18 protein-coding genes and 3 pseudogenes are annotated in these 19614 nt (G+C 65.6%); 12 read left to right on the top strand and 9 right to left on the bottom strand.

Features of this window, described 5'->3' with window-relative positions; all coding sequences use genetic code 11:
• Positions 1-18 precede the first annotated feature (18 nt).
• Positions 19-777 carry a phosphatase PAP2 family protein gene (locus tag ACVWWN_RS31095; protein ID WP_457147280.1) on the bottom strand — a complete coding sequence of 253 codons (759 nt, stop codon included), beginning with the start codon at positions 775-777 and terminating at the stop codon, positions 19-21.
• A 146-nt stretch (positions 778-923) separates the two neighbouring features.
• Between ACVWWN_RS31095 and ACVWWN_RS31090 the strand changes: the two genes are divergently transcribed.
• Positions 924-2081 (top strand): acyl-CoA dehydrogenase family protein, encoded by a 1158-nt coding sequence (locus ACVWWN_RS31090; protein ID WP_457147279.1) that lies wholly within the window; start codon positions 924-926, stop codon positions 2079-2081.
• Positions 2082-2098: 17 nt separating this feature from the next.
• Here ACVWWN_RS31090 and ACVWWN_RS31085 read toward each other — a convergent pair whose 3' ends face one another.
• Positions 2099-2449 (bottom strand): hypothetical protein, encoded by a 351-nt coding sequence (locus ACVWWN_RS31085; protein ID WP_457147278.1) that lies wholly within the window; start codon positions 2447-2449, stop codon positions 2099-2101.
• A 325-nt stretch (positions 2450-2774) separates the two neighbouring features.
• Complete coding sequence (locus ACVWWN_RS31080; RefSeq protein ID WP_457147277.1) at positions 2775-3101, bottom strand: hypothetical protein; 327 nt, start codon at positions 3099-3101, stop codon at positions 2775-2777.
• Positions 3102-3435: 334 nt separating this feature from the next.
• On the opposite strand from ACVWWN_RS31080, the gene ACVWWN_RS31075 reads away from it, so the two are divergent.
• A complete protein-coding gene (locus ACVWWN_RS31075) occupies positions 3436-5097 on the top strand; it encodes an alkaline phosphatase family protein (RefSeq protein ID WP_457147276.1) in 1662 nt (553 codons plus the stop codon).
• Between the two features lie 55 nt (positions 5098-5152).
• On the opposite strand, the gene ACVWWN_RS31070 is transcribed toward ACVWWN_RS31075, so the two are convergent.
• Complete coding sequence (locus ACVWWN_RS31070) at positions 5153-5599, bottom strand: STAS domain-containing protein (RefSeq protein ID WP_457147275.1); 447 nt, start codon at positions 5597-5599, stop codon at positions 5153-5155.
• 405 nt (positions 5600-6004) lie between these two features.
• On the opposite strand from ACVWWN_RS31070, the pseudogene ACVWWN_RS31065 reads away from it, so the two are divergent.
• Positions 6005-6484 (top strand): annotated as a pseudogene (locus ACVWWN_RS31065) (FAD-dependent oxidoreductase); the annotation flags it as partial.
• 79 nt (positions 6485-6563) lie between these two features.
• The gene (locus ACVWWN_RS31060) at positions 6564-7379 is read left to right on the top strand and encodes an FAD-dependent oxidoreductase (RefSeq protein ID WP_457147274.1); all 816 of its coding nucleotides are present in this window, start codon (positions 6564-6566) and stop codon (positions 7377-7379) included.
• On the opposite strand, the gene ACVWWN_RS31055 is transcribed toward ACVWWN_RS31060, so the two are convergent.
• Positions 7376-8503 carry an ABC transporter substrate-binding protein gene (locus tag ACVWWN_RS31055; RefSeq protein ID WP_457147273.1) on the bottom strand — a complete coding sequence of 376 codons (1128 nt, stop codon included), beginning with the start codon at positions 8501-8503 and terminating at the stop codon, positions 7376-7378. The genes ACVWWN_RS31060 and ACVWWN_RS31055 overlap by 4 nt on opposite strands.
• Before the next feature lie 227 nt (positions 8504-8730).
• On the opposite strand from ACVWWN_RS31055, the gene ACVWWN_RS31050 reads away from it, so the two are divergent.
• Positions 8731-9540 (top strand): DUF1906 domain-containing protein, encoded by an 810-nt coding sequence (locus tag ACVWWN_RS31050; protein WP_457147272.1) that lies wholly within the window; start codon positions 8731-8733, stop codon positions 9538-9540.
• A gap of 8 nt (positions 9541-9548) precedes the next feature.
• On the opposite strand, the gene ACVWWN_RS31045 is transcribed toward ACVWWN_RS31050, so the two are convergent.
• The 4 genes and pseudogenes from ACVWWN_RS31045 to ACVWWN_RS31030 all read right to left on the bottom strand — a co-directional run bounded on the left by ACVWWN_RS31045 (position 9549) and on the right by ACVWWN_RS31030 (position 10759).
• A complete protein-coding gene (locus ACVWWN_RS31045; RefSeq protein WP_457147271.1) occupies positions 9549-9854 on the bottom strand; it encodes a GGDEF domain-containing protein in 306 nt (101 codons plus the stop codon).
• Positions 9793-10263 (bottom strand): GGDEF domain-containing protein, encoded by a 471-nt coding sequence (locus ACVWWN_RS31040; RefSeq protein WP_457147270.1) that lies wholly within the window; start codon positions 10261-10263, stop codon positions 9793-9795. The genes ACVWWN_RS31045 and ACVWWN_RS31040 overlap by 62 nt, the downstream gene beginning before the upstream one ends.
• Positions 10264-10535: 272 nt before the next feature.
• Positions 10536-10604: pseudogene (locus ACVWWN_RS31035) on the bottom strand (hypothetical protein); the annotation flags it as partial.
• 20 nt (positions 10605-10624) lie between these two features.
• The gene (locus ACVWWN_RS31030; protein ID WP_457149346.1) at positions 10625-10759 is read right to left on the bottom strand and encodes a hypothetical protein; all 135 of its coding nucleotides are present in this window, start codon (positions 10757-10759) and stop codon (positions 10625-10627) included.
• Between ACVWWN_RS31030 and ACVWWN_RS31025 the strand changes: the two genes are divergently transcribed.
• The 7 genes and pseudogenes from ACVWWN_RS31025 to ACVWWN_RS30995 all read left to right on the top strand — a co-directional run bounded on the left by ACVWWN_RS31025 (position 10703) and on the right by ACVWWN_RS30995 (position 19531).
• Entirely contained in the window at positions 10703-11440 is a 738-nt protein-coding gene (locus tag ACVWWN_RS31025; protein WP_457149345.1) for a phosphatidate cytidylyltransferase, read from the top strand. The two genes, ACVWWN_RS31030 and ACVWWN_RS31025, sit on opposite strands and share 57 nt — an antisense overlap.
• A gap of 108 nt (positions 11441-11548) precedes the next feature.
• The gene (locus ACVWWN_RS31020) at positions 11549-12052 is read left to right on the top strand and encodes a hypothetical protein (RefSeq protein ID WP_457147269.1); all 504 of its coding nucleotides are present in this window, start codon (positions 11549-11551) and stop codon (positions 12050-12052) included.
• Between the two features lie 22 nt (positions 12053-12074).
• On the top strand, positions 12075-14378 hold the full coding sequence (locus tag ACVWWN_RS31015) for an FHA domain-containing protein (protein WP_457147268.1): 2304 nt from the start codon (positions 12075-12077) through the stop codon (positions 14376-14378).
• Positions 14379-14940: 562 nt separating this feature from the next.
• Complete coding sequence (locus tag ACVWWN_RS31010) at positions 14941-15630, top strand: maleylpyruvate isomerase N-terminal domain-containing protein (RefSeq protein WP_457147267.1); 690 nt, start codon at positions 14941-14943, stop codon at positions 15628-15630.
• Positions 15631-15728: 98 nt separating this feature from the next.
• Complete coding sequence (locus ACVWWN_RS31005; RefSeq protein WP_457147266.1) at positions 15729-16025, top strand: AAA family ATPase; 297 nt, start codon at positions 15729-15731, stop codon at positions 16023-16025.
• Positions 16026-16345: 320 nt separating this feature from the next.
• A pseudogene (locus tag ACVWWN_RS31000) lies at positions 16346-16750 on the top strand (helix-turn-helix transcriptional regulator); the annotation flags it as partial.
• 57 nt (positions 16751-16807) lie between these two features.
• Positions 16808-19531 (top strand): AAA family ATPase, encoded by a 2724-nt coding sequence (locus tag ACVWWN_RS30995; protein ID WP_457147265.1) that lies wholly within the window; start codon positions 16808-16810, stop codon positions 19529-19531.
• Positions 19532-19614: the final 83 nt, after the last annotated feature.

Raw genomic sequence — 19614 nt, 5'->3', positions numbered from 1 at the left:
GACGCCGAAATGGGCAGGTCAGCGCAGGGCGGCGGGCCGCTCGGGGGTGCCCACCTCGGCCGGCCGTTCGACTGGCTGTCCGGTCTCGCGACGCCAGGCGACGTAGGCCCATGTCGTCAAGGCCACCCAACCGATGCCGAGCGTAATACCGCCCAGGACATCACTGACGAAATGGACGCCGAGCACCACCCGCGCGAGCGCGACGGTGCTGACGATCAAGACGGCCGCAATGACGGCGGCGACCCGGCCGGCGCGCGGCAGGAAGCGGAGGATGATCAGCAGAAGCAGGCAGCAGCCGATCGACGCCCCGAGCGCATGACCCGACGGAAACGACAGCCCGGGCGCGGTAGAAACCGGATCCCGAAGCACCGGGCGGACCCTGCCGACGATCTCCTTCAACGCGAAGCCGAGCGCGGCGCCACCGAAAACCGTGACCACAAGCCACGTCGCATGGTGCCGCTCGCCGTGGATGAGGTACACCAACGCAATCACCGTGAGGACGACCCGGAACACGTTCGGGTCGAGGACGTCGCTGACGATCTCGGCGGACTTCACGAGTTCGGGGTGACCCGTGCCGATCCGGTTGAACGCCTCCGCGGTGCCGACGTCGAGATTGCGCAGCGGCGGCCAGCCGCCGCGGACCAGCGCAAGGAGCACCGCGAACGCGACCGCAGCGACGGGTGTGACGACCAAACCCGCGCCGAGTCGCAGTCCGAAGCGCTCGTCGGCGGCCGACAGATGTCGTTTGACGGTCCACCGCCTCGGCCTCTTCGCCATGCGTATGTCGTCCCCAGGACCTCAGCCTGGTAAACCCGGGACCCGCTGGAGATCGTGATGCAGCTCACGGACGTCGGTTGACCCACATTCGCCGTCAAAGTCGTCGTGACAAGCAGCAGGTTCGACCACGAGGAACGGAGACAGCGATGACGGTGCTCGACCAACGAAACAGTGTGGTGGATACGACCCTGGTCGAGCGCGCAATCTCCTTGCAACCGCTGCTGCGCCAGCACGCGGGCTTCGGTGAGGACAACCGCCAGACGGCGGATGAGGTGATCGCCGCCATGACGGATGCCGGATTGTTCCGCCTTGGCGCTCCGACGCGGTTCGGCGGCTTCGCGGCCGGAGCACGCACCCGGTTGTCCGTCACCGAGGCGCTAGGCGAGGCCGACGGCTCCGCGGCGTGGCTTGTTGCCATTGCCGCGGACGCCGCGTGGATCGTCGGTCGCGCACCCGAAGGTCTACAACAAGAAGTGTTCGGCGCGGGCGCCGACGCACGGTTGGCGGGCGGAATCTCGCCGGTTCATGGTCATCGGGTGGACGGTGGCATCCAGGTGACGGGCCGTTGGCCGTTCGCATCCGGCGCGCCGCACGCGGACTGGGCCGGGATCGGGGTGCTGCTCACGGACGATTCGGGACATGCCGCGCCGTACCTGTGTGTGGTGCCGGCCTCGGAGATGCGGATCGAGGACACCTGGCAGACCGCCGGGATGCGCGGCACCGGCAGCCACAGCTGGGCGGCCGAGAATTTGTTCATACCGGAGCACCGGATCTTGTCGCTGACCACTGTGACCGAGGGTGTGGAAATCTCGTTCGGGGCACTGGGGGCGCTGAACCTGCTTGGCCCGATCCTAGGAATGGGTCGCGGCGCACTTGCTCTGGTGATCGAGAAGGCGCCGACCAAAGCGCTGCAGCACACGTTTTTCGCTCGGCAGAGCGACTCCGTCGGTGTGCAGATCCAGGTAGCGGAGGCGGCCTTGAAGCTGCAGACCGCGCGGCTGCATGGCTATCAGGCCGCCGATGAACTCGACGGCGCTGTCGCCGACGGCACCGCACTCGGTTTCGATGGCAGCGCCCGTATCCGCGCGCAATGCGGATATGCCGTCCAGCAGGTGCTGGCCGCGCTCAACATCCTCGTCAACGTGCATGGCGCGGGGAGCTTCGCGGAGTCCAACCGGATGCAGCAGTACTGGCGGGACGCCAACACGGCCGCGCGGCATGCCGGACTCAATGCCACCGTCGGCTACGAAATTTTCGGCAAATCGCTGCTGGGAGTGCAGGAGCGGATCAGCACATTGATCTGAGCCATTCGCCCGTTTGGCTACCTGCGAAGTTGGCGGACCCATTGCGGCGACAAGGCCCGCCGAGCATGTGATACCGCAACCGCCAGCGCGCCAGCGGCCACACGACGTGCACCGCCGGACATCCCGGCGGTGATCCGTGGAGGAGGCTCGACGCGCCGGGCCATGCTTGCGAACGCCTTGACGCCGCGGTACCTCCTGCGCACGACCACGCCCACCAGCAGTCCGCAGACGAGGCCCGCGACGAAGTGTCCCCGCGCACGTCGCTTGCTCCTCTGCGCAACCGTTGCTGCGGCGAATCCACCCAACGCGGCAACCGCGACGAGCCCGATCAGCAGTGAAATCAGGTGTGCAGTCCCCAGCAACCCCATGTGGCAACCTCCGGGCCGTCGATGTAGGCCGCTTGCCCGATCCAACCACCGGCATCGCGGGATTGGCATCGTCGATAGCGTTCGTGACCGTAGGGAACATGAACCGTTAGGGGATCGTCGCAGTCGGGCCATCGCCAACGTGGTAGACCAGCAATCCTGTGAAATCTCCAAACGACGCGGATGAAGGGCGTAATTTGCAGCGCAGCGAGATTCACGCGAAGTTGTGACGAGGTCTATGCGACTACATCAGAGGCAGCGATTGCTCTCGGACGCTCGCCCACTCGGCCCCCGCCGGCGACATTTCTGATCGCTCGGCCACTCCCGATCAAGAGGAAACCGTCATGGGATATGCGAGGCACATCGGTCGCGTCGGAGCATTGGCGGTGACCCTGGGCGTGGGAGTGGCCATCGCCACGACGCCGGGCATCGCGTATGCCGAGCCATCGGGGTCGTCGACCGGCGGTTCGTCGTCTGCCACCGGCACGTCGTCAGCGGGCGAATCTTCGGCGGCGTCCTCGTCGTCGACGGGCCACTCTTCGTCGTCGAGCAAGTCCTCGTCGACGTCCGCGTCCGGGTCCGCCTCGACGCCTCCGTCGCCGAATGCGTCATCGGCGAGTGGTGATGCGACTTCGACCGGTGCATCCGATGGCACCGACTCCTCAGCGCAGGATCCAGAGTCGCCGTCGGACCCGACGGATGGGCCAACTGAGGACAGCGTCGCCCCGTCCAACGACACCACTGACGCTGTCGAAGACGCCGAGGACGGCGATGGCGCCGAGGAACACGACAGCGGACCAGTCGACGAAGACATTCAACCCGGCGAGGCCGAGAAGGACACGCCACCCGTAGCTCAGGACAGTGAGCAGGACGACGACCCGGTCCAGGCTTCGAAGAACCGCGATCTGTCCGGTCAGGAGGTATCGAGACCGAGCGCGCGCACCTTCACGGTTCCAGACACCTCCGATGACGTCGACGCGACGGTGGCCATGGCTGACTCACAGCCCAATCAATCTGGCGCGCAACAGTTACGGACATTCAGCCGCACCCCCGATGTCGACCGCCCCGTGACGTATTCCTCCGCGCAGTCCTCGGCTGCCGTACTCACCTCGACCGCCACCACGTCGACGGCTACGGTACCGGCGCCGCCGGTGCCACGGCCCACGACTCTGATCAGTTTCGTCTCGGACCTGGCGGCTGCGGTATTTCAGCCGCTGCTGGGCCCGGGTTGGGGTGCGCCGACCCAGCTACCGATTCTGGCGGCGTTACTCTCCGCGGTGCGCGATGAGCTGGAGCGAATATTCCTGCCCCGGAGCGCGAACCGGGCATTTCAACAAACCGCGTCTTTGCTCGTGGACCCGTCGCCGCAACCTGATCCGCCCATGGGCCCGACACAACAACACGTGCTGGTGATCGGCGTGGACGGCACGCACCTGAGCAGAATCCTGGCCGACGACGAGAACGACAACTTCTTCGCACTGATGGACACCGGCACCACCGCCGCGGCGAGCATCGTCGGGCATACCACGATCTCCAACCCGTCGTGGACGGCCATCCTGACCGGTGAGTGGGGCGAAAAAACTGGCGTGATCAACAACGTCTTCACCCCATGGACGTACGACCGGTGGTCGACGGTTTTCAACCAGCTCGAGACGCTCGATCGGAGCATCGAGACCATGACCGTTGCTGACTGGGACGTGATCAACGCCATCGCCGGCGCAGGCTCGATCCCCGTGGACCGCAATGTGTTCATCCCGCAGATCGAGGGTGACACCAACTGGTTGGACACCGACGACGAGGTCGGCGACAGAACCGTCGAGGCGATCAGGGGCATCAACGGCCCGACCCCGAACTTCCTCTTCTCCTACTTCGTCGGGGTCGATGAGAACGGGCACATGTACGGTGGTGCGTCGCCGCAGTACGCCGAGGCCATTCGCAACGTCGACGAGAATCTCGGCAACATCATGGATGCGGTGACAGCGCGCGAGAAGGCTACGGGCGAAGACTGGACGGTGATCGTGGTAACGGACCACGGTCACATGCCCGCGCAGGGCTTTGGCCATGGATTCCAATCACCCGACGAGACATCGACTTTCGTCATCGCCGACGGGCCGGATTTCGGGAACGGCTACATCAACCTTCAGTACCAGATCGTCGATACCACGCCCACGGTGGTGAGTCTGTTCGGTGGCACACCGAAGGCCGGCTCCGACGGCGTGCCCCTGATGACACTCGGCGGAAGCGATGTCGATCCGGTCGATCTGAAGCAGGCGCTCAACGACGCGATCGCCAGGAACGGCTATCCCGATTTCGCCACCGGGGTGGCACTGAGCCTGCGCACAATCTTTGCCACGCTGCCCTACTACGTCTACACGTTCGGAAACGACATCACCGCGGGGTTGCCGAGCTTCCTGCTTGTGCCGGTCCAGATCCTTTTCGACGGCCTGTACGTGGCGACGAACGTCCCCGCGCAGATCATCGCCTTCTTGACCGGCGTGACAGGCGCCCGCGTCTTCCCGCTGTTGCCGCCGGAGCCGCCCGTGTTCCCGCCGACAGAGGAGACGACCCTCCCGGACTCGACCTTCTTGGTCTGCGGCAGCGCGCCCGGATCCGCGGCGGGGTCATGGTGTGGCGAGAAAAGTGTGGCGTGACCGGCATGACACCGCCCCGGCAAGGCGCGGCTGCCGAGTGCTGCAGACGGTGCCGTCACCCCAGTCGATACGTGAGGTGCTGATAACGGGCTAAATGGTCAAGCCGGGCAAGGGCGGTGCCTAAGTCGTCGACGAGCGGCAACTCGTTCTGCGGGTCGCAGAGGTTCAGAAGACGACGCACGCCGGGACTGCCGACGATCATCCAGTCCACATCGTTGCGGGCGCAGTGGACGCTGACGTAATACAGCGCAGTGAAGCCCAGGCCGCCGAAGAAGTCGACGGGCCGCAGATCGACGATGAGTTGCTTGGAGGTTCCGGTGTGCCGTTCGATGTACCGGCCCATGGCGCGGCCATTGGTGGCATCGATTTCGCCGCTCACCGTCACTGAGAACCGGGTGGCCGAGAGGCGGCACACGGTGAAGCGGGCACGGCCGCACTGTTCGTCGTCGTTCACAGTCGCGGGATCCGGACGGTAGATACGAATGGTGCCGGTGGCCGCCATCGCCACTCCCTTGTCGCTGTTCTCCGTACATGGGGCATATGTGCGACGGTCCTGCTCGGCTGAAGACCACCCGATCGCAACTGGGCGCCAATTGGTAGCTGCGCCTGGGAAGCGACTTGAACTGTGATCAAAGTACTACGGAATCCGTGGGTGGCGATGAAGTTTAGAGAAATCTCATTTCTGGGCGATGAACTGTGCCTTTGCGTCAATTTCCGAATCGGTTCGGCTGCCTCATCCGAAGGTTTCCGATGAAACTGCAACGAAATCCGTTGCCGTATGAGCTGATCTTGGCTCTGGTCGGCGGACTCATGGGACTGTCCGGCACTGCTGTCAGCCAGCACGCGGTGGAAGCGATGCCCCCGCCGTCAATCTGATGTTGCATCCGCGAAAGCTAGGATCCGCGGCATGCCAGCGCACCCAGCCACGGTGACCGAACCCAGTCGCGAGATCGACGTCATCCACGAGACCGACGTGCTGGTCGTCGGGTCGGGTCCCGGTGGCCTCGCGGCCGCACTGGCAGCGGCGCGGGCGGGCGTGCAGGTGGCCCTCGTCGAACGCTTCGGCTGCTTCGGGGGAAACATCACGACGGTCGGCGTCGAGGGCTTCGCGTGGTACCGCCGCGAGCAGACGGTCGAGGCCGGTGGGATCGGACGGGAATTCGAACAACGCGCCAAGGAGATGGGCGCAGCAGTGCCCGAGAGCCAGTCGCTGTCCTACGAACTCGACTCCGAAGGCTTCAAGTTGGTTGCCGATCGTCTGGTGGAGGAGGCCGGCATCCACGCGATGCTGCACCGCCAGTTCGTCGCACCGCTGATGGAGGGCGACACGATCGTCGGCGTCATCACCGAGTCCAAGGCGGGTCGGGAGGCGATCCTGGCCGGTCGCGTCGTCGATGCGACCGGCGACGCCGACGTGGCGACGCGGGCGGGGGCGGCCCGTGCACAAGACACCGGTAGAGGAGATGATGGCGGCCTCGGTGATGTTCCACCTCGCCGGCGTGGACAAGAGGGCGTTCCTGAAGGGGGTGGCCAAGGACCCGCAGACGTACCGCGACTGGGCGGCAGGCGAGTTCGCGGCCGAGACCGACGAGAAGGACGCCGACCTCTACTCGCCGTACCTCGGCAAGCCGTTCGCCAAGGCCATCGCGGACGGCGTGCTCCCGGACCACCTGAATACGATCGGCGGCACCTGGGGCGCAACGCACGACACCGGCGAGCTGACCTACATGAACCTGGTCCACCTCGCCGGATGCGACGGCACCGACCCGGACAGTCTCACCCGCTTCGAGATCGAGGGTCGCAGGCAGGTGATGCTGGCGATCGAGGCGTTGCGCCGCTACACACCGGGTTGTGAGACCGCACGCCTCAGAAACTTCGGCATGACCATCGGCATCCGTGACACGCGCAAGATCGACGCTTTCTACAACCTGACCGAGGCCGACGTGCGCGGTCAGGGCCGTTTCGAGGACAGCATCGGCATCTACCCCGAGTTCATCGACGGATACGGCGTGCTGGTGCTGCCGACGACGGGTCGCTACCTGCAGATCCCGTACCGGTCGCTGCTGCCGCGAGCGGTCCGCCATCTGATCGTGGCCGGCCGCGCCACCGGAGGGGATCGAATCGCCCACGCGGCGACGCGGAACATGTCGTGCTGCGCCGTCACCGGCCAGGGTGCGGGGGTGGCGGCCGCAGTGTCCGTCCGGGCCGACCGGCCGCTGGAGGACGTGGGCATCTCCGCAGTTCAGACGGAACTGACCCGTCAGGGCGTCCGGATCGCCTAGCCGATGACTTTGGACCAGTTGGCCCCGAGGTAGTCCGCCATCTTCTTGCTCTGATCGTCGGTCGGGACTACGGGGGTGCCCTGGACGGCGGGCAGCGCGGCGAGCAGGGTCTTGTCGACGGTGCCCGCCTTCTCCATCGCGTCCGCGCGCACCGGCCGGGCGAGGCCCCTCAGGAACAGGTTCTGACCCTCGTCGCTGTAGAGAAACTCCTGCCAGAGCCGAGCGGCGGCAGGGTGCGGGCCGTCCTTGTTGATCGCCTGGAAGTAGTAGCCTCCCACGAGCGCATCGGCAGGAACGAACACCTTCCAAGTCGGAAGCTTCTTGGTCTCGCCCGAGTTCAGGTAATCCCAGTCGATGACGACGGGTGTCTGGCCGGATTCGATGGTCGCGGGCGTCGGGTCGACGGGCACGAAATTCCCTGCGTCTTTGAGCCGTTTGAAGAAGTCGACGCCCGCAGCGATGTCGTCCACCGACCCGCCGTTGGCGATGGCGGTCATCAGTACCCCGTTGGCGGCGGCGCTGGCGGTGGTGGGGTCGCCGTTGAGGGCGATCTTGCCCTTGAACTCGGGCTTGAGCAGGTCGTTGAGGCTGGTGATCTCCGGGACTTTGGCCGAGTCATAGCCCACAGACATGTAGCCGCCGTAGTCGTTGACCCAGGTGCCGTTCGGATCCTTGAACTGCGCCGGGATGTCACTGAATGTCGCCACCTTGTACGGCGCGAACAGCGCGGTGTTGGCCAACGCGATCGCCTGGCCGAGGTCGAAGACGTCGGGCGCGGTGCTCTTGCCCTTCTGCTGGTTGGCGGCGTTGATCTCGTCCTGGCTGTTGGCGTCGGGCTGGGCGGAGGTCACCTTGATGCCGTATTTCGTGGAGAAGGTGTCGATGATCTCCTTGTAGTTCGCCCAATCCGGCGGCAGCGCAATCACATTGAGCGCGCCCTCGGCTTTGGCGGCCTTGACCAGGCCGTCCATCCCGCCGAAGTCGGCCGCCGACGTGGCCTCATTGGCCTTCACCCCGGACTCGGTATTGCTTCCCTCGTCGTTCTTCTCGGGAGGCGCGCACGCCACCAGTCCAAGCACGAGGGCGGAGATTGCGAAGGCTGCGCGGAGCCCTGACTTTTTCATTGCCGAACCTTCCGATGGTCAGGAGGCGTCGCAGTTGCACAGCCGTCAAAGAAGCTGGTCACTGCGGTGTTGGATCCAACTTGGGCGATGGAACAGTACCGCGAGATTCGCCCGTTGGCAGCCAGTTCTGGATAGTCGCCGATCAGGCCAGGAGTGCGTGGACCACAGAGCTGACGGGCAGTCCTTGCGGGAAAGCGCAAGCCCACGGGTCTTGTTACGATCCGTCGATGCGCGATTGGTCGATGCCGGAGGGATTTGGCGTGCCGCGATCTGCGTCCAGGCGCGAAGTTCTCCAATATGCCTTGTTGACAACGGCTTTCCTGGGCCTGGAAACAGGCGCCGCGGTAGCCGGCTCGCAGAAGGCTCTGGCTGACGGCATCAGGCTCATCGACTTCACCGAGCACCTGGTCCCGCCGGATCAGATCAAAGCGGCGGGCTACGCCGGAGCCATCGTCTACGTAGCCGAGTCGCGGCCGGGCGCCAACTTCGATTTCAAGCCCGTCACCCGCGAGTATGCGGATGCGATGCGGGCAACGGGTCTTCAGGTCGTCAGCAACTATCAGTACGGCAAACCCGGCTGGCCGACACCGTCGGATTACACGCGCGGCTACGACGGCGGCGTGGCAGATGCTCAGACGGCTCTGGGGTTACACGCCGCGGCCGGGGGAGCGGATTCGGCGCCGATCTTCTTCAGCATCGACGAGGATATCGACAGCAATACGTGGAAAAGTATTGCTGCTGAGTGGTTTCGAGGAATCAATTCAGTTCTCGGCGTCGATCGCAGCGGCGTCTACGGCAGCGCTCAGGTGTGCGCTTGGGCGGCCCAAGACGACGTCATCGGACATTCGACCACTGCTGGACACCGATGGGCCTGGCAGACGTCGGCATGGTCTCACGGCGAGCGCGAACCGTCAGCGGTGCTGTATCAGGCGGCGGTGAACACCGCTTCCACTCCGGGTCCGCTCATCGGCGGCATTCACGTCGACGTGGACGACGTCCTTGCGCCCGATTTCGGGCAGTGGGATCTCGCTCGCTGATTCTTCGATTAGTACGAGTGCTGAACTTGATTGCCGCCGTTGCGTTTCGCAACATACATCGCCGAGTCGGCTGCGGTGATGAGCTGTTCGATAAGCGCTGCAGTATGTGATCCGGTGACGTTGTGCAGCTCGGCACTCGCAGTGCCGATGCTGGCGGTCACCGAGTGCGCGACCTTGGCGATCGCATGACACAGCCGGGTCGCGATCGCCGACGGGTCTGCTGACGCGGCCGGCAGGGCGATCAGGAACTCCTCACCGCCGGCGCGGCAGATGGCCGCGGCCGGGGGGATGTGTTGCCGCAACAACTGGGCCACGCCCCCGCAGCATGCGGTCACCGGCCGCATGCCCGTGGGTGTCGTTCACGAGTTTGAAGTTGTCGAGATCGACCATCAGCACCGTCAAATGAGTGGCTGTCGGCAGCGGATCGGCGAGCCGGCCGTGGATGGCGTCAATGAACCCGCGCCGGTTGAGCAGGCCGGTCAACGGATCCTCGTCGGAACGTATCGCGTACTCACCCATGGCGCGGGAGGTGCCTCGTATCTCGAGAGGAACCGCGACGTTGAGTAACCAGATCAGCGAGAACGCCTCGGCGGCGGTCATGATGTCCGTCTCATTCGCCACCCGAGTCGTCGCCACGATCGCGATCGCCATGGCCAACGTGAAGTTGAGGATGAGGAGCCTGGCGCTGTGGAACAAGCCGATATAGCCACCGGTGATCGCCATTGCCGTGCACCCCAGGCCTGCGATGGCCGGGGTTCGGTTGAGCAAGGCCGGCCGATGCGGGTGGTCGCCGCGGTCACGGGATAGGTCCGTCCCGATCGTGCGCGCAAGCACGCGACGACGGACTGCGCGCTCACCTCATCGCGTCTGTTCATGGTGAGGACCGTGGCCGCCGGGGTGGAGCGCGCGCTGCATGCGATATCCAGTGCCTCTTGGCGCAGGATCCGCTCGTGCAGGGTACGGAGCTTTGGGCTGGGGTCGATGCCGAGGTCCTCGGCGAGCGTGGTCTTCAAACGGCGATAGGCATCCAGCGCATCGGATTGCCGTCCGCCGACGTAGTCCACAGCGGCTCCCGGTAGGGATGCTAGGTGGTCGGTTGCACTAGCTCGCCGATGACGGCATGACCACGCCCGCAGGCGATTTCGACCTCCGCGAGGGTGATGTGCGCGCTGACCTTGTCCTCGGCGAACGCGGCAGCGAAGGAATCGACGAATTGAATGTCGCGCAGGTCCTCGAGGATTTCACCCCGGCCGGGTTGGCCGCTGCCCTCGCCGTGGTGGCGGTGACGGAGTACGCGCGTCTGGTGAGACTGCGCCGAGTCGACGTCGGCTTGCTACTGGCGTTGGGTGCGCTGTATCCGGTGGCGGCATGGCTGCGTCCGTCGCTGTTGGGTCGCGCACCGATCGTCGTATTGGCCTGCGCGCCGCCGGCGCTGCTCAGCGGTGACCTCGAACATGGGATCAAGCGCACCACGTTCACCGCGTTCGGTTCGGTGTGGATCTGCTGGTTGCCGGCGCACCTGGTCATGTTGTGGCCGGACACCTTCCTGGTGGCTTCACCGCCTCTGCCGCCGATGTCGCAGCCTGGTGTGGGGAAAGGGTTGCGTCGCTTCCGTTGGGCGCGTACGCCGTTGTCTCCCTTGAGCCCGAACAAGACGATCGGCGGGTTGGTCGGTGCCTTCATCGGGGCGTTCCTCGTGCTCACGTTGCTCGGCACGATTTCGATCAGTCTGCTCATCGCGGTCGCGTTCGGTGGCCTGCTCGGCGACCTCCTCGAGTCGATGGTGAAGCGGCAGGCTCACGTCAAGGACGCCGGTACCTGGCTGCCGGCTTTCGGAGGTCTGCTCGACCGGATCGACTCGCTATTGCTCGTGCTCCCGTTGGCGCATCTCCTCGGATGAACGGAAACGACGAGTCCGTTTCTGGGGGCAATTCATCTGACACACGAGCGTCAATCGCGCGTCTGGTCGGTGGTCGCCCGTCTCGTCACCAGTCCGTACGGACTTCTGTTGGCGCTCGTGTGGGGTTACGCCACGCTGAGTTGGTTCATCGTCGCCGAAATGGCGTTGACACTGTTCGCTGCCACCGTCCCGCGCCGCGTGATGCCCTGGGCCGCAGCGGTGATCCCCGGCTCCGTGCTGGGCGTACTTACCAATGCGGGCGTGGCGGCTCGCGATGTCTTGCTGCCCGCACCGCTGACCACTCCGCGGATGGCGGCGGCGGCCTTCAATCCAACTGACCAATGGCCCGAGCGCCATGATGCACCAAGCGTTTTCGGGCATTCCGGTAAAGGTGTATGCCCGCGCCGCCGGCGAGCACTCCATCGATTTGTGGAACCTTGCCGGCTGGACGCTACTGGAGCGTGGGCTGCGAATTTCGATGGCGGGACTGGCCGTCTGGCTGCTGTCGTATCTGTTTCAACGCCCGCTGCGACGCCTCTACGCGTCTCCCTGATCGTCGGGGGCATCGTCTTCACCACGTCGATCTGGGCCATTCTTACCGCGTGGTCTTAGTCGCCGCCGATAGATTGTCCGGATGAGCCGGCCGCTGCCGCCCGACGTCACCGTTTGGTTCGATGGGTGGCAGCGCACGTTCACGCCGGGCGATGACGTGGTGATCGGCCGCGATGTGCGGGCCGACGTGCGTCTGCCGCATCCGGCGGTGTCCCGGGCTCACGTGCTGCTGCGTTACGTCGACGGCGGCTGGATCGCGATCGACAACGAAAGCTTGAACGGGATGTTCGTCGGAAATCGGCGGGTGTCGTCCACGGACGTCCGCGACGGGACGACCATCAACGTCGGTAACCCCGCCGGTCCCCTTCTGACGTTCGAGCTCCGTGGCGCGGACGGCCCGCCTGCCGATGATCGGCGAACGACGCCGCCGAAAGATCATGGCGGCCGCAAGATTCCGCGGGGATCGACCACCATTGGTAACGCTGCGGACAACGACATCGTGATCACCGACGTGCTGGCCTCGCGGCACCATGCCATCCTGGTACCGACGGCCGGCGGTGCGCGGATACAGGACGCCGTCAACACCACTGGCACGTTCGTCAACGGCAGGCGGGTCAAGGACGCGGTGCTGCGTGAGGGGGATGTCGTCACGATCGGCAATGTCGACCTGCTCTACGCCGAGGACGTGCTGGATCGTCGCACTGCGCCCGCGGCCGACACCGGTGGACTCGAGGTGCGCGACATCAGTTTCGCGGTCAAGGGCAATCGCGGGCTGCTCGACCGCATTACGTTCTCCGCCGAACCGGCCACGTTGACGGCCGTGATCGGGCCGTCGGATGAGGGCAAGCCCACCCTGCTGAACGCGATCGTGGGAGGTGTGCGGCCGGACCGCGGCGCGGTGTCGTTCGAAGGCCACGATGTCCACGCCGACTATGCGTCGTTACGCAGCCGGATCGGCATGGTGCCGCAGGACGACCTCGTGCATCGTCAGCTCACCCTGAACCAGGCCTTGGGCTACGCCGCCGAGTTGCGGATGCCGCTGGACACCAGCACGGCAGACCGGCAGCGGGTGATCGCCCAGGTGCTCGAGGAACTCCAGTTGACGCCGCACGCGGAGACGCGCGTGGAGAAGCTGTCCGGCGGACAGCGCAAACGTGCGTCGGTCGCGCTGGAACTGTTGACCGGTCCGTCGCTGCTGGTTCTCGATGAGCCCACGACGGGTCTCGACCCCGCGCTTGACCTGCAGGTGATGACGATGCTGCGCCGGCTCGCCGATGCGGGTCGTGTCGTCGTGGTGGCGACGCATTCGCTGTCGTGCCTGGACATCTGCGATCAGGTGTTGTTGCTTGCCCCCGGCGGCAAGCCGGCGTTCTGTGGGCCGCCCCGCGACATCGGGTCGGCGATGGGCACGACCGATTGGGCAGACATCTACACCGCCGTTGATGCGGACCCCGATGCCGCCCAACGGCGCTTTCTCGAACGCGGCCCGCAGGTTGTCGAGGCGCCGGCCCATGCCACACCTGAGAAGTCCTCGGGTAGACCCGTGCCGATCGGTCTCTGGCGCCAATTCTCGGCGGTCGGCCGCCGCCAGTTGCGGCTGATCGTCGCCGACCGCGGGTACTCCGTCTTCTTGGCTTTGTTGCCGTTCGTTCTCGGCCTGCTGACTCTGGCGGTGGCCGGCGACGCCGGCTTCGGCAAGGCGGAGCTCAACGGCGCCGCGCCGAACGAGGCGAAACAGATTCTGGTCTTCATGAACCTGGGTGCGGTGTTCATGGGGACGGCGCTGACGGTCCGCGAGTTGGTCGGCGAGCGCCCGATTTTCCGTCGCGAGCAGGCGGCCGGGCTGTCGGCGTCGGCATATCTTGCGGCCAAGATCGTGGTGTTCGGCATGGCGGCCGTGGTGCAGTCCGCGGTCATGGTGCTGATTGTGACAGCGCCCGCGATCGGTAAGGGTGCGCCACAGGCCGCAACGCTGCTGGGGAGTCCCACGTTCGAGCTGTTCGTCGGTATTGCCGTAACGTGCGTGGCGGCCTCGATCGTCGGCCTGTTCGTGTCGGCGCTGGCGCAGAGCGGCAATCAGGTCCTGCCACTGGTGGTGGTGGCGGTGATGTCGCAGCTGGTGCTCGCGGGCGCATTCATCCCCGTGACCGACCGGGCACTGGATCCGGTCTCCTGGCTCACCCCGGCACGATGGGGGCTGGCTGCCACGGCATCGACGGCTGATCTCACCAATATGGTCGCGGTGATCCCGAGCGATTCCCATTGGAAACACACCGCGTCGGTATGGCTTTTCGACATCGCCATGCTCGGTGTTCTATCGGTGCTCTACGCGGGCTTGGTGCGGTGGAAGATCCGGTTCACGGGTGGCGCCGAGCAACTCCGCTGACGCTTACGCCGCGAGCGCGTACGGGCTGACCGAGCGCGGCGATCACTACCTGAAGCACCGAGCGGCCAGCACCCCAGGGCGATGGCCACGCCGGCCGCGCCCGCCGCCGCGACACCGGCCGCGGTGAAGACATCCGGTGACACGCGGTGTGCCACGGCGACGTCGAGGAACGTGGTTTCGCCGGTCGTGGAGGTTTTGCGGCCGAGCGACCCGGGACTGAATGCAAGCTTGCAGTGACCCTCCAACGATTGCGCGACAGGTCTCTTGGTCGAAAGCTGCGCTGAACAACAGTGCACCTGACCGTGGGGAGGATCACATCGCATTTGCTTCGCTACTTCTGTCCCGCAAAGTGTTTGCTTACCCAGCCCATGAGAGGTGTGCACGACTGAAAGCCGGAGCCGGCCAACGCTTCCGGGTTGCCGGGGGGTGTTCTCCATTCGAGCAACGATCATCACGTCATCCCGGATCACTTCACCCGCATAGACAGTCGTTCCGCTGGCTGAACAAATCGGCCTGTCGGCGGTGACAGCGTAGAAGTCGCAGGCAGCCGGCCAGGATGTGAGTGACAAGCGTGAGGAGCTACGTGAACAAGTACATCGAGTTGGTGTCCGCGCTCGCCGATGAACTCGATTCTTTCGCACAGGTACTGAAGTCATTGGGCGCTGACGAATGGTCGACGCCGACACTGCTCGCCCCTGTTGACCCGGCACCCCACTGGACAGTGCTGGAACTGGCCGGTCATCTCGGCTATGCGATGAACATGATCGACACGCTGCTCTCGAAACCGTCGGCGCCGCCGCCGGCACTGGACCGGGTCTCGTTCTACGACCAGCCGAAGGGTCTGCTGGCTCCACTGGCGTACCGGACTGCCGCCGACGTCGCCGCCGACATGACAAGCGCCGAGATGCTGGATTCCTGCTTGACCAACTTCTCGAATGCGCCCGCGAAGGCGCGCCTCGCCGAACCGACGTTCGTGGGGTGGACAGTGATCGGCACGATTCAAATCGACGAATTCATCGCTACCAGAGTGGTCGAAGCTGTCATCCACGGCCTTGACCGGGCCCAGGCGCTCAACCGTTCTGCGACGCCATCGGAGGCAGCCGTGAAATGCGCCGCGAATGTCCTGGATTCCCTTAATGTTCGCCATCAGGCGCACAGCCGTCCCGAATCGCTCTCAGAAGACTGGCTATGGGTTCAGGTCGCGTCGGGGCGCCGCCGCCACGACGACTTCCCGGCGCCCTTGTTGAATTGATTCCGCCGCAGGCTGTCGACGAGTACCTACGGACGCGGCAGGTGCTTATCCCCGAAGACCCGCCTGCGTAACTCGCGAAGGTGTATCCATGTGAAGCGATGGAGTTGATCGACCGCCTTCCCGAGCGCAGCGTGCTCGATGGAGTGCTGCGGGATGTGCGGGTGGGTCAGAGTCGGGTGCTGGTTCTTCACGGCGAGGCGGGCATTGGCAAGTCGGCGTTGATGGAGTACGTGGCCGTGCAGGCCGAGGGCTTTCGCCTGTTCCGCGCCACCGGTGTCGAGTCCGAGATGGAGCTTGCCTACGCGGCACTGCATCAGTTGTGCCTACCCATGCTGGATCATCTCGACCGCCTCCCGCGCCTCAGTGTGATGCGTTGTGCATCGCCTTCGGAATGAGCGCGGGGCCCGCGCCGGATCGCTTTCTGATCGGGTTGGCCGTGTTGAGTCTGTTCTCCGAAATGGCGGAGGATCAGCCGCTGGTCTGTCTGGTGGATGACATGCAGTGGATCGACGAGACCTCGGCACACGCCCCTTCGTTTGTGGGCCGGAGGCTCGGCGCCGAATCGGTGGGCTTGATCGTGGCCAGCCGTTTCCCCACACCCGACATGGCACGGCTGCCGGAGTTGCGAATCCGGGGCCTGCGCAAAGTTGATGCGCGGACGCTGCTGGATGCGGTATTGACCGCCCCGCTCGATGAGCGGGTCCGCGAGCAGCTCATGCATGCAGACCTTGCCCGTGCCCATCTGCTCTACGGCGAATGGTTGCGCCGCGAGCGCCGCCGTACCGACTCTCGTGCGCAACTGCGCATCGCCTACGACATGTTCGACGCGATGGGAATGGCCGCCTTCGCCGAGCGGGCTCGGCGCGAGCTGTTGGCCACAGGGGGGACCGCCCGTAAACGCACTGCGGCGGCAATCGGCCCGCAGCTGACATCCCAGGAAGAGCAGATAGCGAGGATGGCCGCCGAGGGCCTGACCAACCCCGACGTCGGCGCGCGCCTATTCATCAGCCCCAAGACCGTCGAGTATCACCTGGGCAAGGTCTTCACCAAGCTCGGGATCAGCTCACGCAGCCAGCTTTCTCAAGCCCTCGGAGGTGATCGTCGCCCTTCGGGCGACTGATCTCGAGGCCTCATCTCTATGGTGGCCCGGCGGCGAAGATGTCACCATCGGCATGCGATGGAGTTGATCGACCGCTTTTCTGAGCGCCGCGTGCTCGATGAAGTGCTGCGGGATGTGCGCGCTGGCCAGAGTCGGGTGGTGGTGCTTCATGGCGAGCCGGGCGTCGGCAAGTCGGTGTTGATGGACTATGCAGCCGAGAGGGCCGAGGGCTGTCGCCTGTTCCGCGCCACCGGTGTCGAGTCCGAGATGGAACTTCCGTATGCGGCACTGCACCAGTTATGCGTACCCGTGCTGCATCATCTGGACCGTCTTCCGGGACCTCAGCGTGATGCATTGAGCGTCGCATTCGGCATCCGCTCAGGGCCGACACCAGAGCGCTTTCTGACCGGGCTGGCCGTATTGACCCTGTTTTCCGAAGTGGCCGGTGATCAGCCCCTGGTCTGCTTGGTCGATGATTTGCAGTGGCTGGATCACGCTTCTGCACAAGCTCTTTCATTTGTCGCGCGCCGACTTGGCGCCGAGCCTGTCGGCATGGTCTTGGCGACGCGGGTTGTGCTTGCGGACCTCAGCTCCCTGACAGGGATGCAGGTCAAGGGTTTGCGTGCGGCCGATGCGCGGGCGTTGTTGGACTCGGTGCTGACTGCGCCACTCGATGAGCAGCTTCTCGAGCAGTTCGTCGCAGAGACGGGCGGAAACCCCCTGGCGCTGGTCGAGTTGCCGCGCGGTATGGGCCTGCACGAACTGGCCGGTGGGTTCGGTTTGCCTGCAGCTGTGCCATTGACGGTGGCGGTGGAGGAGAGCTTCAGACGCGAGGTGCAAGCCTTACCGGACCAGACCCGCCGGCTGCTGCTGGTGGCGGCTGCCGAGCCGCTGGGCGATCCGGCACTGTTGTGGCGGGCGGCGGCAACGTTGGGTATCGGCGCCGACGCCGCCGCACCGGCGGCCGAAGCGGGGGTAATGGAGTTCGGTGCACGGGTGCGGTTTCGCCACCCGCTGGCGCGTTCGGCGGTTTACCGGTCGACGTCGGTTCGGGATAGACAGTCGGTGCACCGAGCACTGGCCGACGTGACCGACCCGCAGACCGACCCCGACCGGCGTGCGTGGCATCGGGCCCAGGCGGCAGTGGGACCGGACGATGACGTCGCTGCGGAGTTGGAGCGCTCGGCGGGCCGCGCCCGCGCACGTGGCGGTTTGGCGGCGGCGGCGGCGTTTCTCGAGCGGTCAACGATGCTGACGATGGATCCCGGTCTGCGGGCGGAGCGGTCACTGGCGGCAGCTTCAGCCAATCTCGATGCTGGTGCTTTCGCCGCGGCCGCAGACCTGCTCGCGGTGGCCGATGGCGAACCGCTCAGCGACTTGCAGCACGCCCGCACCGTCTTGATCCGCGCGCGGCTCGCGTTTGTCACCGGCCGGGGTAACGATGCGCCGCCCCTGCTGGTCAACGCCGCAAGACGGCTGCAGACGGTCGACACAGCGTTGTCACGCGCCACCTACCTGGATGCGATGGAGGCGGCTTTTCTTGCAGGCCGGTTAGCGTCGGGCGCTGGGCTGCTGGACGTGGCGCGCGCGGCGCGATCGGCGCCGTCGCCGCGCAGCGCCCGTCTCTCCGACCTTGTCCTCGACGGTTTCGTTGCGCATTTCATCGACGGTTATGCCGCCGGGCTGCCCCTTCTGCGCCGTGCCGTCGGCGCCGCCAGTGACGGGTCGACGCCGGACGAGCCGAGGTTTATGGTTGCCGTCGCCGCCACGCACATCTGGGACGACGAAAGCCTCGACGTGATCACGGCACGGCACGTTGACCGTGCCCGGGCGGCCGGCGCGATGACACAGTTGCCGTTGGCGCTCAGCGCACGTGCGAGGAATCTCTTGTACACCGGAGATCTCGTTGCCGCGGAAGCCGTGCTTCATGAGGCGCAGTCCGTAACGCGCGCCACTGGTGACAGATTCGCCACGTCCGCGGTCATGGCCCTTCTCGGATTCCGCGGCGATCAGGCAGGGCTGTCGGCGTTGATCGAAGCCAACACCAGCGATGTCATGGATCGTGGTGAGGGATCCTGGCTGACTGTCGCCGAGTACGCGGGAGCACTGGTCAACAACGGCATTGGTGACCATGCGGCGGCGCTGGTCCTGGCCCAGCGCGCCGCCGACCAACGCGACCTCGCCACGCCGGTCAGGGCCGCAGTGGAGCTCGTCGAAGCCGCCGCGCGTTGCGGCGCCATGACCATCGCCACCCAAGCTCTCACCAAGCTCGCGGAAACCACCACCGCCGCGGGCACCGATTGGGCGCTCGGCGTCGAGGCGCGTTCGGCGGCACTGCTTGCCAAAGGTCCTGAGGCGGAGCGCCTTTATCGCCAGGCGATCGAGTTGTCCGGCCGGACCCGCATGCGGACCGAACTCGCGCGTGCTCATTTGCTCTACGGGGAATGGCTGCGGCGGGAGCGCCGCCGCATCGACGCGCGGGCGCAGCTGCGTAGCGCGCACGAGATGTTCGACGAGATGGGAATGGCAGGCTTCGCCGCGCGAGCCCGGCGCGAACTGTCGGCCACCGGCGAGACCGCCCGGAAACGGTCCGTGGCAGCCAGTCGCCCACAGCTCACCCCGCAGGAGGAACAAGTAACGCGGATGGCCGCCGGCGGCCTGACCAACTCCGACATCGGCGCCCGCCTCTTCATCAGCCCCAAGACAGTCCAGTACCACCTGACCAAGGTGTTCACCAAGCTGGACATCAACTCACGGAGCCAGCTTCATCAAGCCCTCACGGGTGAACGTCGAACCGATTGACGCAGCCGCGCCGCACTGACTAGCCACATGCTGGGCGCGCAGACTAGGCACCCCCCGATGCGAACACCAGCCATCCGGACGCA

The sequence above is a fragment of the Mycobacterium sp. URHB0021 genome, assembly GCF_054057895.1.
Note: the sequence above shows the minus strand (reverse complement) of the source record. Positions and strands in the feature narration are given on the sequence as shown.

What these genes read in the sequence shown, in the direction of transcription:
- ACVWWN_RS31015 (WP_457147268.1), top strand. Translation starts at nt 12,075, where the DNA reads ATGAGCCGGCCGCTGCCGCCCGACGTCACCGTTTGGTTCGATGGGTGG.
- ACVWWN_RS31075 (WP_457147276.1), top strand. Translation starts at nt 3,436, where the DNA reads ATGGCTGACTCACAGCCCAATCAATCTGGCGCGCAACAGTTACGGACA.
- ACVWWN_RS31050 (WP_457147272.1), top strand. Translation starts at nt 8,731, where the DNA reads ATGCGCGATTGGTCGATGCCGGAGGGATTTGGCGTGCCGCGATCTGCG.
- ACVWWN_RS31005 (WP_457147266.1), top strand. Translation starts at nt 15,729, where the DNA reads ATGGAGTTGATCGACCGCCTTCCCGAGCGCAGCGTGCTCGATGGAGTG.
- ACVWWN_RS31090 (WP_457147279.1), top strand. Translation starts at nt 924, where the DNA reads ATGACGGTGCTCGACCAACGAAACAGTGTGGTGGATACGACCCTGGTC.
- ACVWWN_RS31040 (WP_457147270.1), bottom strand. Translation starts at nt 10,263, where the DNA reads ATGGCGATCACCGGTGGCTATATCGGCTTGTTCCACAGCGCCAGGCTC.
- ACVWWN_RS31060 (WP_457147274.1), top strand. Translation starts at nt 6,564, where the DNA reads ATGGCGGCCTCGGTGATGTTCCACCTCGCCGGCGTGGACAAGAGGGCG.
- ACVWWN_RS31070 (WP_457147275.1), bottom strand. Translation starts at nt 5,599, where the DNA reads ATGGCGGCCACCGGCACCATTCGTATCTACCGTCCGGATCCCGCGACT.
- ACVWWN_RS31085 (WP_457147278.1), bottom strand. Translation starts at nt 2,449, where the DNA reads ATGGGGTTGCTGGGGACTGCACACCTGATTTCACTGCTGATCGGGCTC.
- ACVWWN_RS30995 (WP_457147265.1), top strand. Translation starts at nt 16,808, where the DNA reads ATGGAGTTGATCGACCGCTTTTCTGAGCGCCGCGTGCTCGATGAAGTG.
- ACVWWN_RS31095 (WP_457147280.1), bottom strand. Translation starts at nt 777, where the DNA reads ATGGCGAAGAGGCCGAGGCGGTGGACCGTCAAACGACATCTGTCGGCC.
- ACVWWN_RS31055 (WP_457147273.1), bottom strand. Translation starts at nt 8,503, where the DNA reads ATGAAAAAGTCAGGGCTCCGCGCAGCCTTCGCAATCTCCGCCCTCGTG.